General features: G+C 65.9%; 16 protein-coding genes. 8 read left to right on the top strand and 8 right to left on the bottom strand.

All coding sequences use genetic code 11. The features are described from left to right. Window positions 1–58: 58 nt before the first annotated feature. Window positions 59–2,194 (bottom strand): acyltransferase family protein, encoded by a 2,136-nt coding sequence (locus tag OSB52_RS16960; protein WP_235721913.1) that lies wholly within the window; start codon window positions 2,192–2,194, stop codon window positions 59–61. 204 nt (window positions 2,195–2,398) lie between these two features. Between OSB52_RS16960 and OSB52_RS16955 the strand changes: the two genes are divergently transcribed. The 3 genes from OSB52_RS16955 (at window position 2,399) to OSB52_RS16945 (ending at window position 4,371) form a co-directional block, all read left to right on the top strand. After that, on the top strand, window positions 2,399–2,614 hold the full coding sequence (locus OSB52_RS16955) for a hypothetical protein (protein WP_235721914.1): 216 nt from the start codon (window positions 2,399–2,401) through the stop codon (window positions 2,612–2,614). Window positions 2,615–2,742: 128 nt separating this feature from the next. Further along, entirely contained in the window at window positions 2,743–3,807 is a 1,065-nt protein-coding gene (locus OSB52_RS16950; RefSeq protein WP_235721915.1) for a hypothetical protein, read from the top strand. 123 nt (window positions 3,808–3,930) lie between these two features. After that, window positions 3,931–4,371 (top strand): anti-sigma factor, encoded by a 441-nt coding sequence (locus tag OSB52_RS16945; protein ID WP_235721916.1) that lies wholly within the window; start codon window positions 3,931–3,933, stop codon window positions 4,369–4,371. Between the two features lie 56 nt (window positions 4,372–4,427). Here OSB52_RS16945 and OSB52_RS16940 read toward each other — a convergent pair whose 3' ends face one another. Beyond that, window positions 4,428–4,829 carry an STAS domain-containing protein gene (locus OSB52_RS16940; RefSeq protein WP_235721917.1) on the bottom strand — a complete coding sequence of 134 codons (402 nt, stop codon included), beginning with the start codon at window positions 4,827–4,829 and terminating at the stop codon, window positions 4,428–4,430. 382 nt (window positions 4,830–5,211) lie between these two features. Here OSB52_RS16940 and OSB52_RS16935 point away from each other — a divergent pair, with 382 nt between their 5' ends. Continuing rightward, a complete protein-coding gene (locus tag OSB52_RS16935) occupies window positions 5,212–5,979 on the top strand; it encodes a SigB/SigF/SigG family RNA polymerase sigma factor (protein WP_235722017.1) in 768 nt (255 codons plus the stop codon). Window positions 5,980–6,002: 23 nt separating this feature from the next. Here the strand turns inward: OSB52_RS16935 and OSB52_RS16930 are convergent, their stop codons facing one another. Then, a complete protein-coding gene (locus OSB52_RS16930; RefSeq protein WP_235721918.1) occupies window positions 6,003–7,181 on the bottom strand; it encodes a zinc-dependent alcohol dehydrogenase in 1,179 nt (392 codons plus the stop codon). A gap of 207 nt (window positions 7,182–7,388) precedes the next feature. Here OSB52_RS16930 and OSB52_RS16925 point away from each other — a divergent pair, with 207 nt between their 5' ends. The 3 genes from OSB52_RS16925 (at window position 7,389) to OSB52_RS16915 (ending at window position 9,641) form a co-directional block, all read left to right on the top strand. Further along, window positions 7,389–8,186, top strand: a complete 798-nt coding sequence (locus OSB52_RS16925) for an SDR family oxidoreductase (RefSeq protein WP_235722018.1) — start codon at window positions 7,389–7,391, stop codon at window positions 8,184–8,186. Between the two features lie 86 nt (window positions 8,187–8,272). Further along, window positions 8,273–8,662, top strand: a complete 390-nt coding sequence (locus OSB52_RS16920; RefSeq protein WP_235721919.1) for a hypothetical protein — start codon at window positions 8,273–8,275, stop codon at window positions 8,660–8,662. 43 nt (window positions 8,663–8,705) lie between these two features. Further along, window positions 8,706–9,641 (top strand): oxidoreductase, encoded by a 936-nt coding sequence (locus OSB52_RS16915; protein WP_235721920.1) that lies wholly within the window; start codon window positions 8,706–8,708, stop codon window positions 9,639–9,641. Here the strand turns inward: OSB52_RS16915 and OSB52_RS16910 are convergent, their stop codons facing one another. After that, window positions 9,642–10,499, bottom strand: a complete 858-nt coding sequence (locus tag OSB52_RS16910; protein ID WP_235721921.1) for an MmyB family transcriptional regulator — start codon at window positions 10,497–10,499, stop codon at window positions 9,642–9,644. Between the two features lie 171 nt (window positions 10,500–10,670). Between OSB52_RS16910 and OSB52_RS16905 the strand changes: the two genes are divergently transcribed. After that, window positions 10,671–11,417, top strand: coding sequence for an SDR family oxidoreductase (locus OSB52_RS16905; RefSeq protein ID WP_266062813.1), 747 nt, complete (start codon window positions 10,671–10,673; stop codon window positions 11,415–11,417). Window positions 11,418–11,521: 104 nt separating this feature from the next. Here OSB52_RS16905 and OSB52_RS16900 read toward each other — a convergent pair whose 3' ends face one another. From OSB52_RS16900 to OSB52_RS16885, 4 genes are all read right to left on the bottom strand, one after another. Then, entirely contained in the window at window positions 11,522–13,117 is a 1,596-nt protein-coding gene (locus OSB52_RS16900) for a hypothetical protein (RefSeq protein ID WP_266062812.1), read from the bottom strand. 259 nt (window positions 13,118–13,376) lie between these two features. After that, window positions 13,377–13,718, bottom strand: coding sequence for a DUF1801 domain-containing protein (locus tag OSB52_RS16895; protein ID WP_235721924.1), 342 nt, complete (start codon window positions 13,716–13,718; stop codon window positions 13,377–13,379). Window positions 13,719–13,821: 103 nt separating this feature from the next. Then, entirely contained in the window at window positions 13,822–15,624 is a 1,803-nt protein-coding gene (locus tag OSB52_RS16890) for a thiamine pyrophosphate-requiring protein (protein ID WP_235721925.1), read from the bottom strand. A gap of 113 nt (window positions 15,625–15,737) precedes the next feature. Further along, window positions 15,738–17,507 carry a glycoside hydrolase family 15 protein gene (locus OSB52_RS16885; RefSeq protein WP_266062811.1) on the bottom strand — a complete coding sequence of 590 codons (1,770 nt, stop codon included), beginning with the start codon at window positions 17,505–17,507 and terminating at the stop codon, window positions 15,738–15,740. Between the last annotated feature and the right edge of the window lie 67 nt (window positions 17,508–17,574).

Below are 17,574 nucleotides of genomic sequence, written 5' to 3'. Positions count from 1 at the left end.
TGAGGCGTCGTCGCCGGCCATCCCGCGGGCTGCATCCCATTGTCGGTGGTGTCGCGTGTCACCACCACTGCAGCGCCGGGCCGAGGTCGGCGTCGAGCGCGGGGACGAGACTGCGCACGAATGTCGCCGACAGGTGGTGATAGTCATGCCAGAGCAGGATGTTGCCGACCACCGCCGGACAGTAGGTGGGGTCGCACATGGCGTCGGTGTAGTCGAGGAAACTCATGTTCGGGTAGTCGGCCGCGATCGCCTGGGCCGGGTCGGTGGGGGCGAGCGCCACTTCGCGCGCAACCCCGCACACCTCGGGTTTCTTGCCTTCGGCCAGACATTCCGGTGGTGTCAGCTTGCCGTGCGCCCATGGGTTGTCGCGCACGGCGACTACCCGCTGACCGCGGTCGCGGAACTCGGCGAAGATGTCCTTGTAGTCCTGCGGGACGAAGTCGCCGCGAGCCCCCTTGCCCTCCACCGGGCGGGTCGAGTTGGTGAACACCACGTCCGGTTTGTCGACGGCAAGGCGGTCCATCACGCGCCGCGACCAGTCGTTGCACTGGTAGTACTTCTGGCCGAACCAGATGAAGACGTGGCTGGTGGTGAGCGCGCAACCTACCTTGAGGTAGGTCGTCACCTTGAAGCCGCGTTGTTTGCCGACGGCGTCGAGCGCGGTGATCCAGTACTCGGCGTGTGAACCGCCGACGAGGGCGACGGTTCGGGTCGCGTTGGGGTCGCCGTAGACGCCGACCTTGATCGACGGGTCCTTCCATCCGGAAATCACCGAGTCGTAGGAGGTGATCGGCCAGTCTTTGTCGACGACCTCGGGGCTGGGCTGCGGATCGACCTTCGGCACCGCCGCGCCGTCGAGGAAGGCCCGGGCACCCGGGTAGAGCCGCGGGTCGAGGTTCTCGGTGTTGACCGTCGCGTTGGCCGCGTCGCGCTGCCAGACGACGGCGGTGGTGCCGGCGATCACGGTGGCGATGACGATCAGCGCGACCAGGCCGCGTCGGACGCCTCGGGAAATGCCGCTGGTGCGACCGGCCCGCAGCGGCGCTTCGATGAAACGGGTGGTGGCCCACGCCAGCACCACCGATACCGCGAGGATGCCGGTTCCCTCGAGCCAGTTCACGTCGTCCTGGTAACGCCAGCTCAAGTAGAAGATCAGCAGCGGCCAATGCCACAGGTAGAGGGCGTAGGCGATGGAGCCGAGCCACACCAGACGGGGGTGGGCCAGGCCGCGGCTGACCGCCCCCGGCGCCGAGGTCGCATCCGGCAACGTGGTCGCCGAACCGGTCCAGATCAGCAGCAGGGTGGCGCCCACCGGCACCAGTGCCATCGCGCCGGGATAGGCCTGCACGCCGGAGATCCACCAGCCGCAGGTGACGATCAGCCCCAGCGCGATGATGCCGAGCGCGTTGCGCAGCCACCCCGGCATCCGTACCCGCGGTATCCACACGGCGAGCAGGCCGCCGGCAAGGGGCTCCCACAGTCGGGCGACGGTGTCGTAGTAGTTGAACGGTTGGTTGATGCCGTGCCGGTAGTTGGCCCAGGCGAAGGACACCAGCGCCACGGCCAGCAGCGACCCGCCCACGACGGCTCGGATGGCCGTCGGGTTGGCGAATACGGTGAATCGGCGCGACAACGCCCGCAGCACCCCACCCAAGGCGAGTGCGCTCAGCAGCGTCAGTAGGAAGAACTGTCCCTGCATCGACATCGACCACAGGTGCTGCAATGGGCTGATCGCCGAATCGGCGGCCTGATAGTCCTGCGAATCGAACGCAAGATGCCAGTTCTGGTAGTACAGCGCGCTGGCCTGGATCTCTGAACCCAGCGGACCCCACCGGGTCTTCGGCATGATCAGCGCGATCATCGCGGTTACGAAGACCAACACCACCAGCAGCGCCGGCAGGAGTCGGCGCACCAGCCGCCACAACCGCGGCCACGGGTCGATCGCGCGGCGCCACGACACCGTCGCCGGCTGGGTGGCCACCACGTGTTTGAGCAGTGATGCGACAAAGAAGTAGCCCGACAGGGTCAGGAACACGTCGACGCCGCCGGACACGCGGCCGAACCACACGTGGAAGATGGCCACCAACGCGATCGCCACACCGCGCAGGCCGTCGAGGTCATGCCGATATCCCGAGGTGTTGCCGGTGGCGGCATCCTCGTTGGGGGTCCGGGTAGGGGTGACGGCCGTGCTCACAGCCAGGGATGTTACGGGGCGCGGCCGCCAGAACCCGCATTTGGCGGCGACACTCCCGGGCTGTTGTGGGTGGTCAGCGGCGTCATTCGCGACCAACCTCACAAACCGGTCACACCCCGGAGGGCTTCGCCTATGCGCAACGTTTCGTCGGTGCCGTCGACGGGGACTCTGGGCTCATCTGATTCCGACAGCAAGGGGCCTGACATGACCGACCCGGAATCGACCAACGGCGGGGGCGTCCCGGAGGGTCACGAGGAGCAGCCGGACCCGCGTTCGGCCCGCGAGACCGTGGACCGACTCGAGGAGGAAGTGGTCAATCCGCCCACCGAGGAGACGACCGTCGACCCCGAGGCCGCCACCGATTCCGAGACCGGTGACCCGGACAGTCCCGAGGCCGGCGATGCCGAGCCGCCGGACTGATCATCGGTCTGGAGTGAGGTGAACGTGTCGGATTTCGACACGTTCACCTCACTGTCCGATGTGGACGCCCGGCACCGCCGGTAGAGCATGTATCGAAAGCGCGTCTGGTGGGTACGCTCGCCCGCGATATGGACAAAGCACCCACACCACGACGCCCCGACGGACTGCGCATCGTGACCGAACCCGGCTTGCCTGCGGCCCTTGTCGACCACGCCGATCTGCGTATTCATCAAATCCTCGAGGACAGCGCCGTCACCTACCGCGAGTTCGCGGTCACCGAGCAGACATCTCTGCACATGTCGCCGCAGGGTGACCTCGATTCGGGCTGGGCCGGAGAAGCAGCAGGTGAATCCGATGCGGTGATCTTCGTGACCGAACTGCCGCGCGCGCAAGGGCGCGATGTGGTGGTCGTCGAGCTCGACCACACGCGGTCGGCGGCGGTGATCTGTACGCCGGCACTGGGCCTGTTGCCGTCGCGCGCCTTTGTCGCGTGCATTGAGGCGGTCCTCGCAAGGCTGGCCGGTGGACCGCGTGACGCTACCGGGCCGGTGGGTGGTCGCTGGCGCAGCGAGGACAACGGGGACACGGAGCTGTTGATCGCCCGCGGTATCTCGAGCCGGGTGCGGTTGATCTGCGGAATGATCCGCGGAAATCGACCCTGGCGGATGATTCCCACCCTGACCGGGATGACCGCAGCAGCAGCCGCGACGGCGTCATTCGGCGTCTTCTTCTCGTCGATCTGGTCGATGGCCAACGCGCTGAGCCCGGTACGTCTGAGCCTGATCAGCGTGCTGTCGATCGCCATGGCGTCGGTCTGGCTGATCGTCAACAATCGGCTCTGGGAAACCGCCGGGGTGATGCCCAGGTGGCGGCGTGTGCTGTACAACACCGCGACCATCGGGACGGTCGGATTCAGCGCCATGGTGCTCTACGTCGGATTGTTCGGCGCGACGCTCGTCGCCGCATTGGTGGTGATCGAGTCGGATTTCATGGGCCAGACGCTCGGGCAAGACGTCGGAATCCGCGAATACGCTTATCTGGCGTGGTTGGCGACATCGATGGGTATGGTCGCCGGCGGATTGGGGTCCAGTACGGATAGCTATGACGACGTCCTGCGGGCCACCTACGGGCATCGTGAGCGCATCCGTCGTCAGCGCGCCGACGAACGGGAGCGACGCCGAGAGGAGTCGTGACGCCCTCGGGTGGTGACCCGCGGTACGCGCGCGGTTGAGGTTTTGGTTCCGCCGCCGAGGGGTAACAGTCGAGGGGTAACAATGGTTCGATTGCACCGAGACCGTCGTTTGAGGAGATTTCCAGTGGCCGACTTCGGAGGGATCACCGACGAGCACTCTGTGATCGACGTGATCACGGAGGCTGCTGCAGCCCCGGTGAAACTGTCGGTCGCCGCCGATGCCGATCGCTTGACTATCGTGCGGTCGGTGGTGGAACGGACCCTCTTCGTCGACGACTGGAACGTCGACGACGTGGCCGATGTGAAACTCGGCGTCGACGAGATCTGTTCGCAGCTGATCGCGGCCGCAGAACCCGGCAGCTGCATCGAGGTAGCGGTCGCGGCCGGCCCAGTCGGAGCGATTGTTCAGATCGACGGCTGGCCGGAGGGTGATTTCGAGGTCGACACCAACGGATTCGGTTGGCGCGTGGTGGAAACGGTCACCGACGCCCAATCCGTCGCTTATGTGGGGGACGGGCGTCGGCGTCAGGTCGTGGTGCGGGTGGCCAAGAGTCGTACGCCCTGACCACTGATCCGACCAACTTGGCCGACGCCGGGTTGGTCGGATCAATGATCGGGTGTCTACGCGCTCAGCGCGTTGCCCGCATCCTCCATTGTTTCGTACACGGCGATGAAATCGGTCAGTCCGCACGCCTCGAGCGGACGCGCAACCACGCGTGGGCACACCATGGCCACCGGGATGTGCAGATCAGCTGCATCAGAGGCGAAACGCGCCAAGACCGGAAGGCCCGAGGCGCCGAAGAAACCGATTCCGGTCATGTCGAGCACCACGCATTCGGGGTCTCGGCTGATCACCCGGTCCAACGCTGCCGCGAAGTCGGCGGCGCTGTCCATGTCGATCTCACCGGAGAAGCGTTGCACACAAAAGGAATTGTCTGCCCGCAGGCCGGCGGTTGAAGTGCGGTGACGCGACTCTGCGGCGGTGTGCGACGGCTGGAAGGTGGTTTGAGTGTCGAGGTTCATCGAGCACGCCCGTTCATATCGGGATGAGCGCGAGCGACCCGGCATCGACAAGGTCGTTCGCCTGCAGCTTTTCACTGAACCGCTTCGTCTACCGTACGGCGACGACGTCTGCGCAGCAACCCGTGTTTCCAAACGGTTCGCGCGGGGTAGTCGATAGTGTCTCAATCGTCGATACGCCACAGTCGACACCCAACGCCACGCAGATCGGAGGGCTCGCTTGCAGTCGTCGCCATCGGCCGAACAGGGGTCGGCCGTGCACTCGGAATCGGAAGGTGATTCCGCGTCCGAGACCGTCGGCAACGCACTCGACGACAGTTCATCTGCGCCCCGTCGGAGCTCGACAAACGACGATTACGCCGATGTGCCGGGATCTTTGCAGCGCATGCACGAGCAGTCCGATGACGAGCAGCGGGCAGCGCTGCGCGCGCAGATCGTCGAGCGATGTCTGCCCCTGGCCGAGCACGTCGCCCGTCGCTTCAGTGACCGCGGCGAAGCGTTCGAGGACCTGTTGCAGGTGGCGCGTGTAGGTGTGGTCAACGCCGTGGATCGGTTCGATGCGGATCGGGGCAACAGCTTCCTGTCTTTCGCCGTGCCCACGGTGATGGGTGAGGTTCGGCGGCACTTCCGCGACACCATGTGGTCGATGCGGGTGCCGCGACGGGCCAAGGAGACGTCGCTGCGCATAGGGCGGGCGAGCGACGAACTCGTACAGCAACTGGGTCGGTCGCCGCGGCCGACAGAACTGGCTGCGCATCTGGACATGCCGGTCGATGAGGTCATCGACGGGCTGATGGCGCGCTCGGCCTACAACGCCATGTCCATCGACGCCGAGCCGGAGGGCGACGACGACAGTCGTTCCATCCGGGACACACTGGGTGAGGAGGACGAGCGCTTCGACCAGGTGGAAGAGTTCGTGATGCTGCGCCCGGCGCTGGAGAAGCTACCGGAGCGGGAGCGAGAGATACTGTCGCTGCGGTTCTTTCACTCCATGTCCCAAAGTGAGATCGCTGCCAAGGTGGGGATCTCCCAGATGCATGTGTCGCGGTTGCTTTCGCGCACGTTGACCCAACTGCGCGCGGAGATGGCGCCGAAGGGCGCCGCGGCGGGCCCCGATGGCGAGGCAGCCGCCGCGGCAGCGACCGAGGCGTGAGCCGACGATCTCTCCGGGGACGATCAGGGCTTCAGGATCACCTTGACCGCTCCATCGGCCTTGCGCTGGAAGATGTCGTAGGCATGCGGCGCATCCTCCAACGGCAACTCGTGTGACGCAAAGGAATCCACCCCCAGTGGATCGTCGTCGCCGAGCAACGGCATGATGGACGGCACCCACTTCTTCACGTTCGCCTGGCCCATCCGGATCTGTATCTGCTTGTCGAACAACGTCATCAGCGGTAGTGGGTCGGCCGTGCCACCGTACACGCCGATCAGCGACAATGTCCCACCGCGACGGACGATGTCGATCGCGGAGTAGAGCGCGGACAGCCGGTCGAGGCCGGCATGCTGCATCAGCGGTTCGGCAACGGCGTCGGGCATGGCGCCGACGATCCGCTGCATCATCTTGTTGACCGGCGAACCGTGGGCTTCCATGCCGACCGCGTCGATGACGGCATCGGTGCCGCGCCCCTGGGTGCGCTCGCGGATCTCGCTGCCGAGGTCGTCGACCCGATCGAGGTCGATCGTAGTGATGCCACGAGATTCGGCCCGTGCCAACCGTTCCGGTACTCGATCGACACCGAACACCTGTGCTCCGCGGTGCTGGGCGATACGCGCGGCCATGTCCCCGATCGGCCCGAGGCCGAGGACGGTGACCGACCCACCCGGCGGGATGTCGGCGTACTCGACTGCCTGCCAGGCGGTGGGCAGCACATCCGACAGGTAGACGTAGCGCGAATCGGGGGCATCGCCGGGCACCTTGATATGGGTGAACTGCGCCTGAGGTACCCGAAGATACTCCGCCTGACCACCAGGCACGGATCCGTAGAGCTCCGAGTAGCCGAACAGGGCCGCGCCGCTGCCCTGTTCACGCACCTGCGTCGTCTCGCACTGGGTGTACAGGTCCTGAGAGCACATATAGCAACTGCCACAGGAAATCTGGAATGGGATCACCACCCGGTCGCCGACGCTCAGATCGCCGACATCGCTGCCGACTTCCTCCACGATGCCCATGGGTTCGTGGCCGAGAATGTCGCCGGGATTCATGAACGCGCCCAGGACCTCGTAGAGATGGAGATCGGAGCCGCAGATATTGGTCGAGCTCACCTTGATGATGGCATCGGAGGGTTCCTCGATCTTCGGATCGGGAACGGTGTCCACACTGACATTTCGCTTGCCCTGCCATGTGACTGCGCGCATCGCGTCACTCCTGTCTCCGGTCCGCGCTGCGGAGCCCGGTCGATGTCGGTTCGTGGTGAGAGTGCCCACCAGATGGTGGGGGCAAACACTTCTCGGTCACGTGTCGCAACGGTTTGTGCCCGCCGCGGCGCGGGTAAGCGTTGAAGCGTGAGTAGCGAGAAACCACACGCAGAGAAAACAATCGAATATCCCGGTCGAACGCAGGAGATGCCCGATCAGCCGCACGACGAGATGCGTGCGTATCGTGGTCGCGACCTGCTGGCGGGAAAGGTTGCCCTGGTGACCGGTGGGGATTCGGGGATCGGCCGAGCAGTGGCGGTGGCCTTCGCGAAGGAGGGGGCCGACGTGGCGATCGCCTACTTGACCGAGACCGACGACGCGCGCCATACCGTGGAGCTGATCGAGGCAGAAGGGCGTAGTGCGCGTTCATTTGTCGGTGACCTGGCGGATCCGGAGCACTGCGCCGATGTGGTCGCCCGGACCGCCGACGAGCTGGGAGGTCTCGACGTGCTCGTCAACAACGTGGCGTTCCAGAGCCCGGTCGACGATTTCATGGAACTGACGCCGAGTCAGTGGCGTCGGACGTTCGACGTGAACATCGACAGCTTCTTCCACACCATCCGCGCCGCGGTTCCGCATCTCACCGGCGGCGGGGCCATCATCAACACCGGATCGATCAACGGTCTGCGTGGCAACAAGCAACTCATCGACTACTCGGCCACCAAGGGCGCTGTCACCGCGTTGACCTATTCGCTGGCGCAATCGCTGCTCGAGCGCGGAATCCGGGTCAACTGCGTCGCGCCCGGCCCGGTGTGGACGCCGTTGATTCCGGCGACTCTGCCCGCCGATCAGGTTGGCGAGTTCGGCCGTCAGGTGCCCTACGGACGAGCGGCGCAGCCGGATGAGATCGCGCCGTCGTACGTGTTCTTTGCTGCAGAGCAACTGTCGTCGTACTACAGCGGCGAGGTCTTGGCCCCGATCGGCGGTGAGACGCTTCCGGGGTGAGCGCCGCGATGCGTTTGTCGTGGCCGAGCAGCGGTACGGCTGTGTAACTGTCCATCACAGAAGCCAACATGTGGAACTGATCGACCATGGAAATCACTGGTGATGTCTCGGTCCAGGTCACGGCGCCGGCAGTGGCCGAGCAGGTCGGTCTGGTCCGGCATGCGATCTCCGGTGTACTCACCGATTCGGCCGTACCCGACAGTACCGCCCTGGACGTGCTGCTGGCTCTGGACGCGATGTGCAGCGTGGTCATCGCGTCCTCGGGCGAATCCCGTCGGCTGAGATGCGTCTGCACGGTGGGTGATGACTGTGCGGAACTGCAGGTGACCGGTCACCTCCTCGGTGATGTCGCTTTGGTGCGCCGCGGATACGCGTGGCGTCTGCTCGACCGCGCCGTCGAGGGCCTCATGGTGGCGACGCACGATGACGGCGTGGTGCAGCTGTCCGGACGCAAGGCCTATCGCTCGAACCGGTGACGGCTCGGTATCGTGAACCATCCGTCGATATCAGGGGTGGAGCATGGCCAGGAGTGGATGGGGACCGGCTCAGGCGCCGCGGCTGGACGGTCGCGTGGCGGTGGTGACCGGTGCCAACTCCGGGATCGGCCTGGAGACCGCCAGACATCTGGCCCGTCTGGGTGCCCGCGTTGTGATGGCCTGCCGCAACGTCGACAGCGCAGACGCCGCACGGTCCGACGTGCTGGCCACGGTTCCGGATGCGAATGTGCACGTGGTGCAGACCGACCTCAGCGAACTCGGATCGATACGCAAAGCGGCACATCAGATCGAGCTCGACCATCCCGTGGTGGACGTGTTGATCAACAACGCCGGCGTGATGGCCGGCCGGCGGGAATTGACCGCCGACGGTTTCGAGATGGACTTCGGCACCAACTTTCTGGGGCACTTCGCGCTGACGGGCCTGTTGTTCGAACGTCTGCTGGCCGCCGATGCCGGTCGGGTGGTGACGGTGGGCAGCAACGCCCACCGGGGCGGCACGGTGGATTTCGACGATCTGACCCTGGCCCGGAACTTCAGCACCTCGCGTGCGTATCAGCGAGCGAAGTTCGCCCAGCTGGTCTTCGCCGTCCAGTTGCAGCGTCGACTGACCGCGACCGGTCACACAACTCCGATCTCGGTGGCCGCCCACCCGGGCGCCACGCACAGCGGCGTCATGCGTGACTCCGGCCGGGTGCTGAGCTGGCTGTTCACCACACCGTCGCTGCATCGGGTACGCAGCACCTTCATCATGGAGGCACCTGACGGCGCTCTGCCGTCACTACGGGCGGCCACCGATTCGGAGGTCACCGGCGGACAGTACTTCGGCCCATCGGGTGTGATGGAATTCAGCGGGCCACCGGTGCTGGTGCGACCGAGCCCACGTGTGCAGGACCCAGCCCTGGGACGACGGCTGTGGGAGGTCGCCGAAGCGCTGACCGGTGTGCGCTACCCCTTCTGATCAGACGCTCACGGCGCTGAGCATCGCCAGCTTCTCGTGGTCGTCGCTTCCCGGGGTCGCCGTGTACACCAGCAGCACCTGCGCCGTATCCGGGTCGAGCAACGTCTGGCAGAACACCTCGATCACACCCAGCTCCGGGTGCAGCAGCCGTTTGCGCTCATCGGTGAGTCGGGCACCGACATCGTGGCGATGCCACAACTCGGCGAAGGACGGACTGATCGGCAGCAGTGCCTCGGCGATCTCCGCGGCGCGTGAGTCCGGTCCTTCGCGGGTTGCCGCCACGCGCAGACGACCGGTGTGTGCGCGAGCGTGATGATCGTGGTCCTCGGCCGGGAAACGGTCTCGGGTCGCCGGATCGGTGAACCACCGATAGGCGATGCTGCGGTCGAGTCCCCGGAACGCCATGTCGTCGCCGACGAGTGCGGCCGCCGGGCCGGTCTGGAACAGCGTCTCCCCGGCGCTGTTGACCACCATTGCCGGGGTGTCGGCGAGGCGGTCGACGATCCGCATCATGCCCGGCCCGATGTGGTCGATCCGTGCGCGCCGGACGGGGCTGTGCTGGCCCGCGAGCTCGAACAGATGATCCCGTTCGTCCAGCGAGAGATGCAGGGCGCGAGCCAGCGCGGCCAGCATCTGTTCGGACGGATGCGGTCCACGCTGCTGTTCGAGGCGGGTGTAGTAGTCGGTCGACATTCCGACCAGCATCGCCACTTCTTCGCGGCGTAGTCCGCGGGTGCGGCGCCGCGCGCCTACGGGCAGACCGACGTCGGCCGGTTGCAGGGCCTCGCGCCTGCGGCGGAGAAACCCGGCGAGTCCCGCCCGATCCATCGCCATCGGTGGCTCCTCTCCTGCGGTCATTCGTCGATCGCATCGTCGACATCCACTGTGGCTTATCGGCAGCCCGTCATCCAGGGATCGGCGATCCCCCGATCGGTGCGTCCTTGTTGTCACCGGCGACTCGGATTGGACTGGATCCCATCGATCGATGCACTGGCATCGATCGGGAACCGACAACGCAGGAGACGAGATATGCGCATCCACGACAACACCATCTTCATCCCGGGCGCCACCTCCGGTATCGGCCTGGCACTGGCGGCCCGGCTGCACAGCGAGGGCAACCATGTGATCGTCGGTGGCCGACGCACCGAACTGCTCGCGCAGGTCGCACAGGAGTATCCCGGCATCGACACAGTTCGGATCGACGTGGCGGATGCCGCTGACGTAGATCGCGCCGCAACCGAGGTGCTCGAACGGTTCGGCGGTGTGAACGTGCTGATCACCATGGCAGGTCTGATGCGTGCCGAGAACCTCCGCGACCGCCACTTCCTGTCGACAGCGGTCACCGAGGTGCAGACCAACATTCTCGGTCCGCTGCGCCTGATTGCCGCCTTCGTGGAACATCTTGTGGCGCAACCGCAGGCAACCATCATCACGGTGTCGTCGGGGCTGGCGTTCACACCGATGGCCACCACTCCCACCTACAGCGCCAGCAAGGCGGCGATCCACTCCTTCACCGACAGCATGCGTCTGCAACTCGCCGACACCGGTGTGGAGGTGCTCGAACTCGCACCGCCGGCGGTGCAAACCGATCTGATGCCCGGGCAGGCCGACGCCGAGTGGGCGATGCCCCTCGACGACTTCGTCGACGAGGTCATGTCGCTGCTGCCTTCCGCGACGCGCGAGATCCTGGTCGAAAATGTGAAGCCGCTCCGCTTCGCCGAGTCGGCAGGTAACCGCGACGACCTGATGGCGGCCCTGGCACATCAGACCCACTGAAACACGCTGCAGATCAACGGGAGACATGACTCAACGACCGGCCAGGAAGGTCGGTTGCGGAGCGTCATGCACAGGTGGGGCGGGCCTCGCCGAGACCCTGCAGGCTATGGGTGTCGGCAGCAGTAGTCGCGGTAGCGCACGATCCGGTGGGCGCGTGGGGTAGCCGCGCAGCGGGACTTGAGCACTGCAGGTGCCGGTGGGAGGACGGCAGGTGTGGCCTGGTTCGAGCGCACCCGCCGCACGTCGAGTGGGCGCCGTTCTCCGTCGACTGGGTGCCGTTTCCCGTTGACTGGGTGCTGTTTTGCGTCGAGTGGGCTTTGGTGGCCTGGGCTTTCGTCGTCGACTGTGCGTTCGGCGGCGTGGTGGTGTGCGAGTGGGTCGACCTCGGTGGGGTTGTGTTCGGACCCCACGTTGTCGGGGCAGGCGTTTGACGACCCGCGCACGTCGGGGGTCGGTGCATCGCAGCGCGCGGTCCACGTTGTTGATTGGCTACCGTCGCCGGGGTCGTCGTCGGATGTCGGATCAGGGGTGGTGTCGGTGGTATCCGACTGTGTAGCAGAAGGTTCGACAGTGGTGGTGCCGGGTTCGGCGGAGTCCGTGCTCTGGTCGACGGGCGTGGCCGTGGTCTCGGGTGTGACCGCGTTGTCGTCGGCCGCCACCGTCGGGGTCGCGTCGGCGGCCCGCTTGCGGGTGCGGGCGGTGCAGGTGTCGTAGCCGCATTGGCAGTCCAGGCGCACGTCGGGGACGCCGTGGATTTCGGCGAGGGCGATGGCGCGTCGGTGTCCGACGCGGCGCGGGTCGCGGCGGCAGACGCGTTCGGCGATGAGGTCGGCGATGCGGTGTTGGAGGTGGATGGCGTGTTCGGCGCTCAGGCAGGCCGACATTTGCATGTGGCCGAAGGCTTCTTTGGCGAAGGTGACGTTCTGGAAGGCTTGGGCCACGTCTTCGCGGGCTTGGGCGTGCGCGTCGGGGTCCAGGCTGATCAGTGCGCTGTCGAGTTCGTCGCGCAGCACGGTGTCGGGGGTGGGCCGGTAGGCCAGTTCCAGGGCGATGTCTTCGAAATCGACGGGCGCCTGCGCTGGGTCCTCGGGTGCGTGGTCCTCGACTGCATCGCCTGTATCCGGGTCGTCGTCGGTGCACGCGTCGTTGTCGGCGCTCGCGTCTGCGTCAACGCTTGCGTCACTGTCGGCGCACGCGTCTGCGTCTGGGGTGGGTTCCTCGATTGGGATGTCGGGTCGGGGACCGAGCGCTTCGTCGAGGATGTCGTTGAGGCGTGGTCGCAGGTTGCCTTTCGGGGCGGTCTGCGAGCTGGTGGCCAGTTCGGTGACGCGGTGGGTGCTGAAGTCGCCGGCGAGGTAGGCCAACCGGATTTTGGGCAGGTCGGCCAGCATGTGTGCCAGCGACGCCCATTCGCCGGCTTTGCCGCGGGTGATGCCCAGTTGCAGGGAGATCTCGCCGATGGCGAATTTGTGGGCTTTGGTGTGGGAGCCGGAGTTGGCGTGTGGGCCTTGTCCGTTCATGCGGTCGTTGTAGGCGCGGTCGCCGATCATGCCGGCACCGAGCACGGTGCGGGCCTCGGATTGGCGGCTCAAGCGCAGCGTGTCGCGCACACCCTCGGCGTAGGCCATCTGTTCGGCGACACCATCGAGCGGCGCCGACAACACGGTGTCATCGGCGTCGTGATCGGTGAAGGAGAACACCAGACGACCCTTCTTTTGAGACGGCGGCGGCCAACGAATCAGGAACTACCATCAGGCTAACGATGGGGTCCGACAACAACGGTCGAGCAGCATCGGAGGATGCGGCACAGGCGCGGCGTCGACGAACAGATTCAGAGTATCGAGGGGGTACGACAACAACCGATCGACGATCGGCACACTGAGGCAACGCATGAGAGCAGGGTAGGGATTACCCCCGACAAGGTCCCGCTGCGTGGCGTGCGCCGGTCGACCTCCGCGGCTACTTCCGGTTGAATGCCACTGCGGCACGGATCAAGTCGGCAAAAGCGTCATCGTCCACGGAGTCGGACTCTCTGATGTCGACGGCGCGGCGCGTACCGGCAGTCAGGCTGGCGTTGAAGACGCCGGCCGGATCGGGTAGTGAGGCGCCCTGGGCGAAGGTGACCTTGATCTTGTCCTTGTAGGTCTCCAGCGTGCACACCAGCCCGTCCAGCGAGAAGGTCGGCACCCCGCCCGGGTTGGACGGCTTGCGCCACTTGATCTCTTCGGTGATGTCGGGTTCGGCCTGGACGATGAGTGTCCGAATCTGCTGGGCACGCGTGTCACGCCAGTCGGTCGTCATCCGATCACAGTACTCGGCGGGGTGACCCGGTCCTGGCCGTTCGGCCGCAATCCGAGCAGCGACCGCACGCCCGATCGGACGTGCGGTCGCTGAGGGAATCCCTTCACCTACTGACGTCTCCCTTGGTTCCCGGCAGATACTGTTGCACCTTCTGTTTGGCGCCTTCGCGGATGATGCCCCAGGCGTCTTCGTCGCCCTTGACCAGTGCGGTGCTCAGCGACATCGCCTGCTCGAGCGTGGCGTGCGGCGGAATGGGCGGGATATCCGGATCGCACCGCACATCAAGGAGCGTGGGCCGGTCGGCCGACAGTGCGTGGTCCCAGGCGTCCCCGAGTTGGTCGGTCTCGTCGACGTTGATGCCGTGTAGCCCGATGCTGCGCCCGAAAGCTGCGTAGTCCATCTCGGGGAGATCCTGGGAAGCAGCAAATTTGGGCGAACTGGACATGGCACGCTGTTCCCAGGTGACCTGGTTGAGGTCGTTGTTGTGCAACACGACCACGATGAGGCGCGGATCGGCCCACTGCCGCCAATAGCGTGCGACGGTGAGCATCTCGGCCAATCCGTTCATCTGCATCGCACCGTCACCCTCGAAGGCGATTGACGGCCGGTCTGGGTGTGCCCACTTGGCGCCGATCACGTATGGCACGGCGGGGCCCATGGTGGCGAGGGTGCCCGACAGTGAGCCGCGCATCTCGTCGCGAAAAACAATGTGACGGGCGTACCAGTTGGCTGCGCTCCCCGAGTCGGCGGCGATGATGGCATTCGACGGTGCGCGCTCGGAGAACTCGTGGAAGATCCGCATCGGGTTGATCGGGTGCGCATCGGTCATCGCCTGGCGTTGCGCGGTCTTGTGCCAGCGCGCCACATTCGTTTCCACCGACTCGCGCCAGGAGCGGTCCTGCTTGTACTCGAGTTTGGGAATAAGTTGCTGCAGCGTGCGTTTGGCGTCGCCGACGAGGTTGACCTCGTTCGGGTAGCGCATGCCGATCCACTTGCCGGACCGGTCGATCTGCACGCCGCGCGCCTGGTCGAGTTGCGGGAGGAACTGGGTGTAGGGAAAGTTCGACCCGACGGTCAGCAGGGTGTCGCAGTCACGCATCAGGTGATAGCTCGCGGTGGTGCCGAGCAGTCCGATGGAGCCGGTCACCCACGGGAGCGTGTCGGGCAGGACATCGCGGCCCAGCAACGCTTTGGCGCACCCGGCCCCGAGTTTGTCTGCCACCTCGGTCAGTTCGTCGACGCATCCCCGCGCGCCCTGGCCCACCAACATCGCGACCGTCCCGCCCGCATTGAGGACGTCGGCAGCCCGCGCGACCCCAGCCGGATCGGGGTCCGGCGTGGCCTCCTCGATCCCGAGGCTCGACGGCACCTGCTTGAACTCGTGTTGTGGCGGCGAATAGTCGAGTTCGAAGACATCCGACGGGAAGATGAGCGCAGTGGGCGCCCGTTCGGTCATCGCGATCCGGAAGGCCCGGTCGATCAGATTGGGGATCTGCTCGGGCACCGTGCACATCTGCACGTAGTCGCTGCACACGTCCTTGTACAGCGAGAGCATGTCGATCTCCTGCTGATACGAACCACCCATCGCCGACCGCTCGGTCTGCCCGACGATCGCCACGACCGGCACGTGATCGAGTTTCGCGTCGTAGAGACCGTTGAGCAGGTGAATCCCGCCGGGGCCGCTGGTGGCCGCGCACACCCCGACGCGACCGGAGAACTTCGCGAATCCGACTGCTTGGAAAGCGCTCATCTCCTCGTGCCGGGACTGCACGAACTGTGGATCGTCGTCGGCGTCAACCCACGCAGCGAGGAGGCCGTTGATCCCGTCACCGGGATAACCGAAGACCTGCTTGACATCCCACTCACGCAACCTCGACAGAACGACGTCGGCGACCGTGTCACCCATGAAATCTCCTACGCATCTCGTGATTCGTGGTCGCCCTTCGACTACCCGGTCGAGACGGTTTTGACACCTACGGAAATGAGATCCGCGCAGACGTTATCCAGTTCGGGCGGTTCCTATCCGTCGCGCAGCGCGTCTGCCGCCCGCACGAACGCGAGATGCGACAACGCCTGCGGGGTGTTGCCCGCTTGGCGCTGTTCGTCGACGTTGTACTCCTCGGAGAACAGGCCGACGTCGTTGGCGGTGGCCAGCGCGGACTTCATCAGTGCGGTGGCGTCGTCGTGGCGCCCGCTGCGGGCATATTGGGTGACCAGCCAGAAAGTGCAGGCCAGGAAGGGATGCTCGTCGCCGGCCAGGCCGTCCACGCCTGTGCTTGTGCGGTAGCGCAGCACCAGGCCACCACGGAGCAGCGTGCGTTCGATGTGCTCCACGGTCGCCACCATCCGCGGATCATCCGGCGCACAGAAACCGACTTGCGGCAGCAGGAGCAACGAGGCGTCGACCTCGTCGGTACCCGCGTACTGCACGAACCGACCGGAGGCGGGATCGACGCATTCGGTGTCGATCTCGTGACGGAGCCGGTCTCGCAGCTCGCGCCAGTGATCGACCGAACCGTCGAGCCCGTAACGCTCCACCGCGCGGACACCCCGGTCGAACGCGGCCCACTTCATCACCCGGGACTGGGTGAACATCCTTGGCTCACCACGCATCTCCCAGATTCCGTTGTCGAGCCACTCGAGTTTGGCCTCCACCTGTTCGAGCAATGCCTTCTGCAGCGACCACGACAGCGGCGTCTCCGCCAGGCCGGCGGCGCGTGCGTCGTCGAGGCCCACCATCACCTCGCCGATCACATCGCCCTGATACTGATCGACCGCACCGTTGCCGATGCGCACGGGCGCCGAGTTCTCATAGCCGGGCAGCTGCGGCAGCTCGCGTTCGAGTAGATCCCGTTCGCCCGCAATGCCGTACATGATCTGGATGTCCTCGGTGTCGCCGGCGATGGCACGCATCAGCCACATCCGCCAGTGCTCGGCCACATGCAGGAAGCCGTGATTCACCAGCGCCTCCAGCGTCAGCGACGCATCACGCAGCCATACGTAGCGGTAGTCCCAGTTGCGGGCGCCGCCGAACTGCTCGGGAAGTGATGTGGTGGCCGCCGCGACGATCCCGCCAGTATCCAGATTGCTCAAGGCGCGCAAGGTGATCAGCGATCGGATCACCTGGTCGTGATACGGCCCGCTGTGGTCGATCCGACTCGCCCAGGTGGTCCACCAGTCGCGGGTGCGGGCCAGCGCGTCGTCGACAGGCAACGGTCCCGGTTCCTCGCGGTGCGAGTGATACCAGGTCAGCGTGAGATCCACGGTGACGTCGGGCTCTACCGTGAAGAACCCGCGATGAACGTCGCCGTCGGCATGCAGCGCGACACCGCGGACGACGCACGCGTCGGGACCGGCGATCCCGCGCAGGGCCGGCCCCATGGTGCCGCCGACCTGCAGTACCCACGGAATCGACTTCGCGTAGTCGAATCGCATCCGTAGTTCGGTCGCGAAATCGACGTATCCCGAGACGCCGACGACCCGGCGGACCAGGTCGACCCGGCCGCCGTCGACCGGCATGAACTCGTGGACCTCGGCGGTGCCGGTGGAGGTTTCCCAGCGGGTGGTCAGAATCAGCGTGTCATCGTCGTAGCGCCGGGTCATCCGGGCCTCGGGGTCGCGGGGTGCCAATGTCCAGTGGCCGTGCTCCGCCGAGCCGAGCAGGGCGGCGAAGATCGACGCCGAGTCGAATCGGGGGACGCACAGCCAGTCGATGCTGCCGTCCGCGGAGATCAGCGCGGCAGTCCGGCAATCGCCCACCATTGCGTAATCCTCGATGCGTGCACCCATGATCTCGATTGTCCTCATCGGTGACGATTCGTGCGGCAAGGCGACGAGATCCGCGCGCCCGAATCCA

This window comes from Gordonia aquimaris, from assembly GCF_026262595.1.
Lineage (GTDB): Bacteria > Actinomycetota > Actinomycetes > Mycobacteriales > Mycobacteriaceae > Gordonia > Gordonia tangerina.
This window is presented reverse-complemented; position numbering and strand designations above follow the sequence as displayed.

What these genes read in the sequence shown, in the direction of transcription:
- OSB52_RS16955 (WP_235721914.1), top strand. Translation starts at nt 2,399, where the DNA reads ATGACCGACCCGGAATCGACCAACGGCGGGGGCGTCCCGGAGGGTCAC.
- OSB52_RS16950 (WP_235721915.1), top strand. Translation starts at nt 2,743, where the DNA reads ATGGACAAAGCACCCACACCACGACGCCCCGACGGACTGCGCATCGTG.
- OSB52_RS16940 (WP_235721917.1), bottom strand. Translation starts at nt 4,829, where the DNA reads ATGAACCTCGACACTCAAACCACCTTCCAGCCGTCGCACACCGCCGCA.
- OSB52_RS16935 (WP_235722017.1), top strand. Translation starts at nt 5,212, where the DNA reads ATGCACGAGCAGTCCGATGACGAGCAGCGGGCAGCGCTGCGCGCGCAG.
- OSB52_RS16930 (WP_235721918.1), bottom strand. Translation starts at nt 7,181, where the DNA reads ATGCGCGCAGTCACATGGCAGGGCAAGCGAAATGTCAGTGTGGACACC.
- OSB52_RS16925 (WP_235722018.1), top strand. Translation starts at nt 7,389, where the DNA reads ATGCCCGATCAGCCGCACGACGAGATGCGTGCGTATCGTGGTCGCGAC.
- OSB52_RS16920 (WP_235721919.1), top strand. Translation starts at nt 8,273, where the DNA reads ATGGAAATCACTGGTGATGTCTCGGTCCAGGTCACGGCGCCGGCAGTG.
- OSB52_RS16915 (WP_235721920.1), top strand. Translation starts at nt 8,706, where the DNA reads ATGGCCAGGAGTGGATGGGGACCGGCTCAGGCGCCGCGGCTGGACGGT.
- OSB52_RS16910 (WP_235721921.1), bottom strand. Translation starts at nt 10,499, where the DNA reads ATGACCGCAGGAGAGGAGCCACCGATGGCGATGGATCGGGCGGGACTC.
- OSB52_RS16905 (WP_266062813.1), top strand. Translation starts at nt 10,671, where the DNA reads ATGCGCATCCACGACAACACCATCTTCATCCCGGGCGCCACCTCCGGT.
- OSB52_RS16895 (WP_235721924.1), bottom strand. Translation starts at nt 13,718, where the DNA reads ATGACGACCGACTGGCGTGACACGCGTGCCCAGCAGATTCGGACACTC.
- OSB52_RS16890 (WP_235721925.1), bottom strand. Translation starts at nt 15,624, where the DNA reads ATGGGTGACACGGTCGCCGACGTCGTTCTGTCGAGGTTGCGTGAGTGG.
- OSB52_RS16885 (WP_266062811.1), bottom strand. Translation starts at nt 17,507, where the DNA reads ATGGGTGCACGCATCGAGGATTACGCAATGGTGGGCGATTGCCGGACT.